At 48.1% G+C, this 11,945-nt stretch carries 10 protein-coding genes and 1 pseudogene; 7 read left to right on the forward strand and 4 right to left on the reverse strand.

The window, feature by feature from the left end:
- Positions 1 to 99 precede the first annotated feature (99 nt).
- Positions 100 to 573, forward strand: a pseudogene (locus WG89_RS03080) (IS1595 family transposase); the annotation flags it as partial.
- Here the strand turns inward: WG89_RS03080 and WG89_RS03085 are convergent.
- Together WG89_RS03085 and polA are read right to left on the reverse strand one after the other, a co-directional pair.
- The gene (locus tag WG89_RS03085) at positions 541 to 1,179 is read right to left on the reverse strand and encodes a serine/threonine-protein kinase (RefSeq protein WP_153301401.1); all 639 of its coding nucleotides are present in this window, start codon (positions 1,177 to 1,179) and stop codon (positions 541 to 543) included. The pseudogene WG89_RS03080 and the gene WG89_RS03085 overlap by 33 nt on opposite strands.
- A gap of 1,266 nt (positions 1,180 to 2,445) precedes the next feature.
- Positions 2,446 to 5,187: a DNA polymerase I gene (gene polA / locus WG89_RS03095; protein WP_062261095.1), complete on the reverse strand. Its 2,742-nt coding sequence runs from the start codon at positions 5,185 to 5,187 to the stop codon at positions 2,446 to 2,448.
- Positions 5,188 to 5,337: 150 nt separating this feature from the next.
- Here polA and WG89_RS03100 point away from each other — a divergent pair, with 150 nt between their 5' ends.
- The 6 genes from WG89_RS03100 (at position 5,338) to znuB (ending at position 9,407) form a co-directional block, all read left to right on the forward strand.
- On the forward strand, positions 5,338 to 5,748 hold the full coding sequence (locus tag WG89_RS03100; protein ID WP_062261098.1) for a DUF2782 domain-containing protein: 411 nt from the start codon (positions 5,338 to 5,340) through the stop codon (positions 5,746 to 5,748).
- An 87-nt stretch (positions 5,749 to 5,835) separates the two neighbouring features.
- Complete coding sequence (locus WG89_RS03105) at positions 5,836 to 6,657, forward strand: hypothetical protein (protein ID WP_062261101.1); 822 nt, start codon at positions 5,836 to 5,838, stop codon at positions 6,655 to 6,657.
- Positions 6,657 to 6,989 carry a hypothetical protein gene (locus WG89_RS03110; RefSeq protein WP_062261104.1) on the forward strand — a complete coding sequence of 111 codons (333 nt, stop codon included), beginning with the start codon at positions 6,657 to 6,659 and terminating at the stop codon, positions 6,987 to 6,989. The genes WG89_RS03105 and WG89_RS03110 overlap by 1 nt, the downstream gene beginning before the upstream one ends.
- A gap of 273 nt (positions 6,990 to 7,262) precedes the next feature.
- A complete protein-coding gene (locus tag WG89_RS03115; RefSeq protein WP_062261107.1) occupies positions 7,263 to 7,742 on the forward strand; it encodes a Fur family transcriptional regulator in 480 nt (159 codons plus the stop codon).
- Between the two features lie 128 nt (positions 7,743 to 7,870).
- A complete protein-coding gene (znuC, locus tag WG89_RS03120; protein ID WP_062261121.1) occupies positions 7,871 to 8,632 on the forward strand; it encodes a zinc ABC transporter ATP-binding protein ZnuC in 762 nt (253 codons plus the stop codon).
- Positions 8,625 to 9,407, forward strand: a complete 783-nt coding sequence (gene znuB, locus WG89_RS03125) for a zinc ABC transporter permease subunit ZnuB (RefSeq protein WP_062261110.1) — start codon at positions 8,625 to 8,627, stop codon at positions 9,405 to 9,407. Before znuC ends, znuB begins: the two co-directional genes overlap by 8 nt.
- A 34-nt stretch (positions 9,408 to 9,441) precedes the next feature.
- On the opposite strand, the gene WG89_RS03130 is transcribed toward znuB, so the two are convergent.
- Together WG89_RS03130 and WG89_RS03135 are read right to left on the reverse strand one after the other, a co-directional pair.
- Positions 9,442 to 10,644 (reverse strand): MipA/OmpV family protein, encoded by a 1,203-nt coding sequence (locus WG89_RS03130; protein WP_172806693.1) that lies wholly within the window; start codon positions 10,642 to 10,644, stop codon positions 9,442 to 9,444.
- 179 nt (positions 10,645 to 10,823) lie between these two features.
- Positions 10,824 to 11,741, reverse strand: coding sequence for a lipid A deacylase LpxR family protein (locus WG89_RS03135; RefSeq protein WP_062261115.1), 918 nt, complete (start codon positions 11,739 to 11,741; stop codon positions 10,824 to 10,826).
- Positions 11,742 to 11,945: the final 204 nt, after the last annotated feature.

An 11,945-nucleotide genomic window follows, 5' to 3' on the forward strand; every position in this document is an offset into this window, starting at 1 on the left:
GCGCCCTGAGGTAGTCCTCAGTGGTGAGGTAGAATGTGATGAGGTTTATGTGGTGGCTGGCCACAAAGGTCATCCAGAGGCTGTGAAAAAAAACGTCGAAAAGGACGAAGAAACAGACTGAGAGCTGCTCGTGGCCGAGGAACCTTGGAAAAAGAGAAACCACCCATCTTTGGTATGATTCAGCGAGGTGGCCAGGTAGTGATCCGTATGCTTGCCAATGTTAAACGGGCAACCATCAAGCCACTGATCAGAGCTACTATAGAGCCAGGCACTCTGGTGTACACGGATGAATACGCGATTTACAACGAACTGGCAGAATGGGGTTATGGCCATAAATCTGTCTGCCATGGAGCCGGTGAATATGCACGAGATGAGGACGGCGACGGTTTTCATGAGATTCATGTGAATACAATGGAGGGGTTCTGGTCGCTGTTGCGTTCCTGGTTGCGTCCTCATCGGGGTATATCACAAGAGAAGTTACCGCTGTATTTGGGTTTCTTCGAGTGCCTGCACAATATCAAGAAGCGCGGGAAAGCAGCTCTAACCGGTCTTCTGGGAGTGTTGTTTGGATAACTCCCCGGAATCCATTAAGAGCCTTAAAATATTTTCAGGTACAGTGAGATCGCCATGTACAAAACCTAACTGATGCATTTTTGCAATAGCATCATAAACGTCAGGTATGGAGTCCATTACTGTAATTGGATCATGTACTGAAGGATCAAACCGTTCACCAACCTCCATGACCAGTTGAGTTTTGCCAACCAGGTCGAGATTCACCCAGCCATCTACATCAGGCTCTTCCATCAGCAGGATCTTTTCTGGTTCATCGGGTGACTGAATAACACCGGGCACACCTTGCAGGAGCTTGTGACGAGACTTTTCATTCTCTTTGTAGAGTGGATGGACAAATTCTTTCATTGCTACAGGGGGCAAATTGTTTTCAACATCTTTACCCTCCAGTAAGCTGACAGCACCGTGCATTCCACTCCCCAGACGTGCTTTTCTTTCGTAAAGCGATATCTCATCAGCCTTTGATGAATGCGGATCAGGTTGAGGGATCTGTTCTGTGGTTTCGTGCTTTTTGACCCCGGATGTGCCTTCCGTTGAGTCGTCGGAAGAAACAGATGTGCTTTTTTCAGGAATACTAGTGCTTATTGAAGATCCATTTCTAATCCGCATTCAATTCTCCCAATGCATTGATTTTATTATTACCTATTGCTTTAGAAGGTTTTTATTTTCAAACATTAACATTATAGTTTACCAGGCTAAGTTATGATTATTTCTGGTGTTTGAGGGGATGAAAAGGAGGCGTACCTTATCAGTAGCATTCCGCCAAGCTTGCAACTGACAATAAGAGATACGCCATGAACAATAATAATGTCCAAACACTCCAGCAACCAGATTAATCTGCTACTGATCCGCTGACCTCTCTGCTGAGTCAGGGGCCCCAGGCAGCTCATCACCCAAGCGGTTGAAGTAGAACTACAGGCTTATCTGGAGCAGAACAGTGACCTCAGACACGACGGCAAAGCAGCCATTATTCGCAACGGCTATCTGCTCAAGCATGATATACAAACAGGCACTGGCTCGGTTCCTGTGAAGATTCCCAGGCAGCGGGATCGCTCAGGCAACGGGAATAAGCTCTACTAAATGCTGGTTCTTTCATACTTGAAGCGAACGGGCAGCCTTGATGAGTTGTTACCTTGGCTCTACCTGAATGGGATTTCCACAGGAGACTTTCAGGAAGCCTTACAAAGCTTGCTGAGCAGTCAGGCTGAAGTCTGGTTCCGACCTATCGCGCCCAAGTTAGACTATCGACCCAACTCCCAATGCATCACAGTGCTGGCTTCAAACCTTAATAAGACACTTGTCCAATAACTATTTTCTAAAGGCAAAAAAAAACCGGTGACCAAGAGGGGCGGTTACCGGTTCTTTACAGGCTGTGTCGGGGAACACAGCTCTGCTTTATATTGCCAACACTAAACACACAAGGAGTCTGTAGAAAGGTTTTTTGCCTCCCTACATATACTGAGACCACTGAATTCCAAAAAAGTTCCCGGATATGAGAAAAAAATAATTTTTTTTCGAGCCACCCAGAAAGGTGCTGGTTTCATGATGACGCCTATTGGTGAAACAAAACTGCATCTTTTACATAAACAGTAACGGCAAGACTACAAAAGGCAACCTTGTTTCCTTTTGGAAGAGCTAGTCTTAAACAGGCAGGAAGCCAACACTACGCCATGCCCGTTCCCAGTCGGAACGGCATTAAATGCCCATAGCCCATAAAAGGGAAAGCATAAACACTCGCGCCTTTCCAAGCAGGTGGTTAAGTACTTCCAAAGAGAAGTGTTGTTCGGGTCCAAGGGCTGCACGAGTGTTATCGAAAAAAATAAAGCCAGAGGTGATCCCTGGCTTTTTTCTTATCCCGGAATTTTCAGGGATAGTTCAGTGAGCCTCATCCCAGTTGTAGCCAACACCCGCTTCAACCACCAGAGGCACCTTCAGATCTGCCGCCTCAGACATCTTCTCAACGATACCGGCCTTCACTGCATCCAGCTGATCTTCAGCGACCTCAAGTACCAGTTCATCGTGTACCTGCATGATCATTCTGGCATCCAGATCACTCTCTGAAAGCCATTGGTCAACGTTAGCCATTGCTCGCTTAATGATGTCTGCAGCGGTTCCCTGCATAGGAGCATTGATCGCTGTTCGCTCTGCAGCCTGACGGCGCATACCATTACGGGCATTAATTTCAGGCAGATAGAGTCTTCTGCCAAACAACGTCTCAACGTAGCCTTTTTCCTTGGCGGATTCTTTAGTGCGATCCATATAGTGGAGCACACCCGGGTAACGATCGAAATACAGATCGATGTATTCCTGGGCAGATTTTCTTGAGATACCCAGCTGCTTGGCCAGACCAAAAGAAGACATACCATAGATAAGACCAAAGTTAATGGCCTTGGCACTTCTTCGTTGATCAGTAGTCAAAGCTTCCAGAGCCACACCAAACACTTCTGCAGCGGTGGCCTTATGGATATCCAGACCTTTGGCAAAAGCATCCAGCAGTCCGGCGTCATCAGAAAGGTGCGCCATAATTCTCAATTCAATCTGGGAGTAATCCGCTGCTATTAGCTGATAGCCTTCAGGAGCCACAAAAGCCTGACGAACCTTACGGCCTTCTTCTGTACGAATAGGGATGTTCTGCAGGTTAGGGTCGGAGGAAGAAAGACGACCTGTTGCGGTGACCGCCTGATGGTAAGACGTATGAATTCTTCCTGTCGCCGGATTAATCATCTGAGGCAGTTTGTCAGTGTAAGTAGACTTCAGCTTGCTCAGACCACGATGTTCAATCAATAGCTTTGGCAACGGATAGTCCAGGGCCAGTTCCTGAAGCACTTCTTCTGCTGTTGAGGGCTGTCCTTTGGGTGTTTTCTTGATGACAGGCAGACCCAGCTTTTCAAACAGAATGGCCTGCAGCTGTTTTGGAGACGCCAAGTTGAAGGGCTCCCCGGCAGCATCATGGGCCTGTTTTTCCAGCTCATGAAGTCGCTTGCCTATCTCCATGCTTTGTTGTGCCAGCAAGGTTCCATCAACCTTGGCTCCCTGTCTTTCCATTCGGGACATAACGCTGACCAGCGGCATCTCTATATCCCGGAAAACTGAATACAGGGAAGATTCCTTCTCCAGTTGAGGTGCAATGGTTTCATGCAGTCTTAATGTAATATCAGCATCTTCAGCGGCGTAAGGTGCTGCTGTTTCAAGATCAATCTGGTTAAAGGTCAGCTGTTTTTTGCCCTTACCGGCAATCTCTTCAAAGGAGATGCATTTATGATCCAGATATTTCTGAGCCAGGCTGTCCATGTCATGACGGGTCGCCGTTGAGTTCAATACATACGACTCAAGCATGGTGTCCCTATGGATGCCTTCAAGGCTGATATCATAGTTAGCCAGCACGCTTTTATCGTACTTCAGATTCTGGCCGACTTTTTTCTTTTCAGGGTTTTCCAGCAGCGGCTTGATTTGTTCAAGCACCCAGTTTCGATCCAGTTGATCGGGTGCGCCAACATAATCATGGGCCACGGGAACATAAGCCGCTTTTCCAGCTTCGACCGCAAATGACAGGCCCACCAGCTCGGCTTCCATGTAATCCAGACTGGTTGTCTCCGTATCGAAGGCAAACAGCTCTGCTTCATCCAATACTTTCAACCAGCGGGAAAACCCATCCTTATCAAGAACGGTTTCATACTCCGCATTGATGGCTGGCTTGGCTGGTTCTGACTCGGCAGAAGAAGCCTCAGCTCCTTTTTCCAGCTCAGCAATCATGGAACGGAATTCATATTCTTTATAAAGAGTCAGCAACGCTTCCGTGTCTATCGGCTCTGCTTTCAGGGCTTCGATCGCCACGGGTAATTCAACATCGGTCTTGATGGTGGCCAGATCTCTGGAGAGCAAAACAATATCCTTGTGCTCTGCAAACTTGGCTGCAAAGTTTTTACTGCCTCTGAAACCCAGTGCCGGTACTTCGTCCAGGCGCCCAGCAATTTCGTCAATGCTGCCTATCCCCTGCAGCAGAGCCAGTGCGGTTTTCTGACCGACACCGGGCATTCCGGGAATATTGTCACTGGAGTCTCCCATCAGGGCCAGATAATCAATGATCAGATGCGCAGGAATACCAAACTTGTCTACCACACCATCCAGATCAGTGCGGGTATCATTCATGGTATCGATCAGTGTCACATGCTCCGATACCAGCTGAGCAATATCTTTATCACCGGTTGAAATGACAGTATCAATTTTTTTCTCGGTGGCTTCTCTGGCCAGAGTTCCGATCACGTCATCCGCCTCAACGCCATCAATCATCAGCAAAGGCATACCCAATGCACGAACAATATCGTGTATAGGTTGTACCTGAGAGCGAAGGTCATCGGGCATAGGCTTACGCGTCGCCTTGTATTCTTCATACATGTCATGACGGAAGTTTTTGCCTTTGGCATCAAACACTACGGCTACCGAGCTGCCCGGATACTCCCTCAGCAGACTCTTCAGCATATTGGTCATGACACGGATCGCGCCCGTTGGACGACCGTCTGATGTTCTCAGGTTTGCTCGCTCAGAAGCATGAAAGGCCCGGTAGAGGTAAGAAGATCCATCTACGAGTACTAGGGGCGTACTGGCTTGATCTGACATTACTGAATCGATCTCTGGTTAATGGGTAGCAGTGGCATTCGAAAATCGATCTATATGAACACTGGCAGCTACGACCTTAATATTTTGGAGTAGACTGCTATTCTAATCTCTTTTTCTTGCCGGACACATGGTTAATCCTTGAGGCGCGCTATGAAATCAATAACAGGCTCACTGGCTTGGGCTACCTTCGTCACATTATTTCTGGCGGGCTGTTCCAGCTCGCCACCTTCCTCCAGCCCAACAGAAACCGCCCTGGAAAAACCGCCCAAGGTTTTTCAGCCTGAATCGGCAGCCATCAGCAAGGAAGATTTTGAAAAGATTCCCAAGAATCTCCGGCCAGAAGACCTGGAACAGCGGGATGACACTACGGTAGTCATTCGCCCCGGGAATAATGAAACCATCAAGGAATACCGTATCAATGGTTTTCTTTATGGCATTCAGGTCATCCCGAAAGTGGGTAAACCTTATTATCTGGTCGCTGCCGATCACATGGGTAACTTCACAGACCCAAGCAGGCCGGGAATGCTGATTCCGTCCTGGACTATTTTTCAGTGGAAGTAGCACGGCAGAACTTTAAGAAAAAATTGGGTATAGTGCACCATAGCAGAGGCAGGCAGCCTCGTTCTATACGTCAAAGGATGTACAAACATGGAAGCTTTACCCAACCCTATAAAAAACCAGATCCTTCACAAGATTGACGCTGTTGGTGCCCTGACCGGAATCGGTGTGGTGCTGAACCGGGACGACTTCCCTGAAATTTTGCGCAAGCCTGCTTCAGAGATGTGTCAGGCAGCCGGTGATTATCTTGTTATTGACGCCACCACAAAGCCCAGCCTGGACCCGGCCAAAATAGCCAAAGAAGCCAGCTTGGCCGCCATAAACTGTTCGGCTGCTGTGATCGCCGCACTGGTTACTTTTGGTTCAGCCGCTACAGCTCCTTTTTCCGGTGGCAGTAGTCTGGCTCTGACCTCTATTGGATATGCAGCCACTGCTGCAACATTTGGAAGTTGCATTGCCTCAGCTGTACGAACGTATAACGAATACGATAACCCAAATCAAAACTCAGCCTGGGATAACTCGCCCGCTTATCAAACAACAATGCAGGTATTGGACGGAGTATCCCTGCTAGGCGTTGGTGCTTCAGCCATTGCTACCGTCCGGGTAATGGGCATTCTGGGCAAAGCAGGTATCAGCCTCAGGTCTGTACAAAGAAATGTTTTAAACCGGCAGGAAAGATTACGATTAACGCGGGAAATTCACAGAGCCAATCGCCCTCATGCCACTCATAAAGAACTGAAAGCCTTGCTGCGCTCCAAGACATTATCGAGACGAATGAACCCTCAGGTTTTGTCTGCAGGTGCTGTACTCACTTTGCGGGACTCCATTGCCGCCAGTCTGTCATTCCTCTCCAGCGCTCTGGACGGTCATGTCCGGAATACCACTATTTATCTGGTCAGGGGGATGGACTGATGTTAGGCAGTTTTTCTTATGTCTTTTTGGGTCTGGCTATAGTTTGGAATATACTTCCCATTCTTTCGATAATAGAGCTAAACCCACTAACTGAATTGTATTTAGTTATAAGTTTTGCAATACCAGCCCTGTTTCTGACCGTCAAAGCAGTCAGAGGTAAAAAATGGTCTTTGCCTGTTATTACTCTATCAACAGTTATGAGTACTTCTCATCTCATCAAGGAACTACCCATAGGCATCTACTTTTGGCTGGTTGGACTGATTTTTTGCGGCATTGCTTTTTATTGCCATGTTCGGTTAATCAACCGGGGTCGTCAGAACCAGCAGGCTTAGAACAACCCGCTGAAATGCCCATTCTAAAACGCGGACTGCCTAAACCCCGTCCAGTTTGAAAATCGGAGCTTTTTGCCGTTTCGCACTTGCGCGAAACAACCGCAGGGATGCAGCCAGAAACAGCTTGCTGTTTCTGTTTAAACCGTGCCTTTGTATGAACTTGCAAACTCCGCTTTTCTATATTGGCGCGGTTTAACCCGCTGGATTACCGTTTTCTATTCGGGCGCGCTTTAGTTATAATATAACATCTTTGACTCGCTACCTTTCTTCACCATGACCAGTGTCTATCAGACCCACGACCATCATCACTGTATTTCAGAAGCCCTGCAGGAAGCACGTACTCTCTGTCAGCGCAGCGGCGCCAGACTGACCCATCTTCGGGAAAAAGTACTGGAACTGGTATGGCAAAGTCACCGCCCGATCGGTGCTTATGACATTCTCGCCGAGCTGGCAAAGCAGGAAGAACGGGTAGCCCAGCCCCCCACCGTTTATCGAGCTCTCGACTTCTTAATGGAGCAGGGTCTGATTCACCGTCTATCCTCCCTTAATGCTTTTATTGGATGCCCACATCCCGGCAAGAAACATAACGGCTGTTTTCTTATCTGTCAGAACTGTCGAGTGACTCAGGAAATTGAGCATCAGGCTATCAATCAGTCCATTGCTTCCTGTGCCACTGATCAGGGGTTCAAGATCACTGATGCCGCTATAGAACTCACGGGTTTATGCTCGAACTGCCAGGAAGCGCAGGAATAAACATGAGTTCAGAAAAAGATTCTGGTAGAGCCTTCAGCGGTAACTCAGCCTTCAGCGGTATAAAAAACCTCAGGAAGAAGAGAGTTTTCAACCGTAAAACAGCAACAACAAAGGATCTGAATACACCTATGTCTGAAGAGACGTTAATCAGACTCAACAACATCCATGTTGCTTTTCGGGAACGAGAAGTCATCACCGATATTTCTCTGGATGTCAGACCCGGCGAAATCATGACACTTATTGGTCCTAACGGTGCAGGTAAAACCACTCTGGTCAGGGTCGTTCTGGGACTGCAGGCTCTTGATTCCGGTACCCGTACAATGAAAAGAGGACTGCGAATCGGCTACATGCCCCAGAAGCTACATGTTGATGAAAGCATGCCGTTGAGTGTTAAACGTTTTCTTTCCCTCACCGGACAATCAGAGAAACAGATCGTTGCAGCCCTTGAAAGGACGGGTGTAGCCCATGCCATGCAGTCACCGGTTCATACCCTTTCAGGCGGAGAACTTCAAAGGACACTGTTAGCCAGGGCTTTGCTGCATAGACCTCACCTACTGGTACTCGATGAGCCGGTTCAGGGCGTCGATGTGAATGGCCAGAAAGAGCTTTATCACCTGATTACCGAACTCAGAAACGAGCAGGGTTGCTCTGTTTTGATGGTCTCTCACGATCTTCACCTGGTAATGGCTTCAACGGATCGGGTGGTTTGTCTGAATCAGCATGTTTGTTGCTCTGGTCATCCCCACCAGGTTCGCCAGCATCCGGCTTACCTGAAACTGTTTGGCGGCGAGTCAGAAGAGCTGGCTGTTTATACCCATCATCATGACCATGAACATGGTGTTGATGGTCATGTTATTCATAAGCATGACAAGGGGAACAACAATGCCTGAGTTGCTTCTAACCGCTCTTCTGGCAGGTTCCGGGGTAGCCGTGGTGGCTGGCCCGCTGGGATGCTTTGTAGTCTGGCGGAAAATGGCCTATTTTGGCGACACACTCTCTCACTCAGCCCTGCTGGGTGTTGCACTGGGCCTGCTGCTTGATATTGATCTCAACCTGGCCATTATTGTCTGCTCCCTGTTCCTTGCCGTCCTGTTGGTCTCCCTTCAAGATCGGCAAAAAATGGCTTCAGATACGCTCCTGGGTATACTCGCCCACAGCAGTCTTTCACTAGGCCTTGTGGCCGTCAGTTTTGCCGAAAACGTCCGGATCGACATGATGTCGTATCTGTTTGGCGACATTCTTGCGACTTCTCCGGAAGATCTGTTCTGGATATTTGGTGGCGGAGCATTGGTTCTCATAACACTGGTTTGTCTTTGGAGACCGCTTCTGGCCATGACCATTCATGCTGAAATGGCTCAGGTTGAAGGCTTTCCGGTTAAAAGAACCAAACTGATTCTGACCCTGTTAATGGCTCTGGTCATTGCTGTTGCCATGAAAATCGTCGGTGTACTGCTGATTACGTCCTTAATGATTATTCCTGCCGCAACCGCACAGAGATTTTCACGAACGCCTGAGCAGATGGCTGTCATAGCAGCCATTATTGGTTTTCTGAGCGTTGCGGGCGGTCTGGCCGCTTCCTGGCAGCTGGATACCCCGGCAGGTCCTTCAGTAGTAGTGTTCAGCTTCCTGATCTTTATTTTGAGCCTGAACTTCAAACGCAGCTAAAAGAAACGGGCCAGTTTTACTGGCCCATTTCCTTTTAAAAATCCCACTGCAAGTAGAGAGTGTTGTAGTTACTGCCACCCTTGATGCGCCCAAACTGTGAGGCCAGCTTAAAGATGGAAGATCGGTGATGCATGCTCCAGCCCAACCAGGCTGACTTCCAGGCTTCACTGCCAAAGACATCCCCCAGATTCACATCGACACTCAAATCCAGATAGTTCATCAGCTTGCTGGCATTATTGCCTTTCTTGTCCATTTCAGCTTTTTCGATGTACGTCACTCGACTGACATAAGAAACCCCTTCCGCAGCACCCAGTCGCCAGCGAACAGGCCAGTTGAAGTTATAGTAAGCCTTGATAGCCATAACGCTTTCCACTGCCGGGTCCTGAACACTGGAGTTATAGTGATAGGCCAGACCGCCCGTCAGATACACATCAATAGGCAAACCCAGCCAATCCTGAGTCAGTGGATGACCATAGAAAACAGAGGTGAGTTGATTGTTGTAAGGATCACTTTCAGATTTGCCTCTCAGAATCTGATTCATATCCGAGGGCGTTGCCCAGCCATGGGACACCCTCAAATAAGACCCTTTTTGGAAAGCAGGCAGTACCGTTGATGATGAATCGTTGAAATAGGCAAATCCCAATCGCACAGCACCATGATGGTTGCTGTCCAGAGCCCGGCTTTTTGATGCTGATGGTTCAAGGTAGATCCATTCCAACCCCCCGATCAGGTTTAGCCCACCAAAAAGAGGATAACGAAAATCAACGCCTGCCTGAACCTCAGCACCTGCTGATAAATCCTGGCCGCCATAACCGCTCAGTCCATAGTAATAGCTGTTGTACTGCCTTGACTTGAGACGCACACCCAACTCAGTCGACAGCTGCAGATTGCCCACATTCATCTGCCAGTCATGGCCAGCATAAAGCTGACTTCGCTTTTTTGATTCCGTTAATAACTCGAATCGCCAGTTCTGGCCTTCTCCTGAATCAAGAAGAAATTGAAAGCCCCAATCGACAGAATCTTCCTGGTACTGATTCTGCAGGGATCTTGGAATATTAACGAACCGCCTGCGACCTATAAAGCGAACACCCCACTGTTCATCGTCGTACAACTTGATGCCGGAGGTTGTGCCATTGAGGAATAAATAATCATCCTCGTAATAGATGCTGGGAATAGTAGTTCGAACCGTGTCCGCTTTATCATTAGCGTAGGGAATGGTGCCATGACGGAAGGACACACCAATCCCCCATTCACTGGACCAAGTCTGACTGGTAAACAATAGGAGTACCGTTAGGGACAGAGTTTTTGTTAGCCTGGATGCTGCATACATTGAGAGTTTGCACGTTTGTTTTAACGGCTGCAGAGTATCTAGGCTTGTTTATGAATACCGGGTGAACTCCCCGTTCAGAAAAGGGTTTATAGCATCCATATCAGTGATAATGACGCACTGAAATGAACAGATCTTTTAGCCTGCTTATGGGCTCGGCTTGAAGCTACAGTGGAGAATGCAACACCGATTTCCTCACCAAAAGCCATTGCTCCAAGTGCCAACGCTGCCTGCTCTTTTTTAAGATCCACTTCCGGGACAGGCTTGAGAGTATGATTACTAAGCGTCAAATCCTTAAATCGATGTCGGGCTTCAATGGAGCTGAAAATAAACCAGCTATTTCTCACAGCGCTGACATCAATCGGTAGCTGTTGATAGGGTCTTAACGCAGCACTCTTAAATGAAGACGACAGCCCTTCACCCCAACGAAATCCCACTCCTAAAGCGACCTCCGGCTGAAAGTTACCAGCCACTATTCTGGTGTAGCCACTCCATTCAAGTTCATCAGATACCCTGAGTAACAGCTGATCGACAGACAGAGAAAGATCCACCACACCATGAGTCTTTACCTGATAATCCCAGCCTTGCGGTAGTTTATTTCCCAACAGGGCATGGCTTTCTCTTTGGATCAGTTCAGCGCCACTCTCTGGACCGGTCATTCCGACCATTAATCCAATATGAAGTGCATTGGAAGGACCATAGGCTGACATTCCAGATTCGACATATAACAACCCGGCATAGGGACGCTCATCCGCTACAGGCTGAGCCAGAGTAATATCCGTTGGCGTCCAAATCTTTTGACCCAGCTGTAACGACCAACTCAATGCTTCAGGGCAAAAGAGTTGCGAGCAATATTTTTTCTCCATCCTTTTCGAAGCGCTGCTGACTCCAAGAAAAAGACCATTGGTGTATCCGCCGTCGGTTTTAAAAAGAACATCGTTGTCTATGCCAAGCTGGATGCTCGAAGCTAGCAGCCTGTCGGACTTGAACCCATAAACGCAGTTCAAGTAATTTCAGACTCTGACTATTCCGGAGAGAACTTATAAAACCCTCTCCGGCGCATTACATTTTCAACTTGTCCTTATGATTTTTCTCACTCTTGGCCTCAGATCAGCCCAATAGTGCCACAGATAAGTCGCCAACAAGACCAGTTCCAACCACTGCTCTTCATTCACTTGTTTCAGGCTGAACATCCGCCTCAAGTTATACGC

It is taken from the genome of Endozoicomonas arenosclerae, assembly GCF_001562015.1.
GTDB classification, from domain to species: Bacteria; Pseudomonadota; Gammaproteobacteria; order Pseudomonadales; family Endozoicomonadaceae; genus Endozoicomonas_A; species Endozoicomonas_A arenosclerae.

What these genes read in the sequence shown, in the direction of transcription:
- polA (WP_062261095.1), bottom strand. Translation starts at nt 5,187, where the DNA reads ATGTCAGATCAAGCCAGTACGCCCCTAGTACTCGTAGATGGATCTTCT.
- WG89_RS03105 (WP_062261101.1), top strand. Translation starts at nt 5,836, where the DNA reads ATGGAAGCTTTACCCAACCCTATAAAAAACCAGATCCTTCACAAGATT.
- znuB (WP_062261110.1), top strand. Translation starts at nt 8,625, where the DNA reads ATGCCTGAGTTGCTTCTAACCGCTCTTCTGGCAGGTTCCGGGGTAGCC.
- WG89_RS03085 (WP_153301401.1), bottom strand. Translation starts at nt 1,179, where the DNA reads ATGCGGATTAGAAATGGATCTTCAATAAGCACTAGTATTCCTGAAAAA.
- WG89_RS03110 (WP_062261104.1), top strand. Translation starts at nt 6,657, where the DNA reads ATGTTAGGCAGTTTTTCTTATGTCTTTTTGGGTCTGGCTATAGTTTGG.
- WG89_RS03115 (WP_062261107.1), top strand. Translation starts at nt 7,263, where the DNA reads ATGACCAGTGTCTATCAGACCCACGACCATCATCACTGTATTTCAGAA.
- znuC (WP_062261121.1), top strand. Translation starts at nt 7,871, where the DNA reads ATGTCTGAAGAGACGTTAATCAGACTCAACAACATCCATGTTGCTTTT.
- WG89_RS03100 (WP_062261098.1), top strand. Translation starts at nt 5,338, where the DNA reads ATGAAATCAATAACAGGCTCACTGGCTTGGGCTACCTTCGTCACATTA.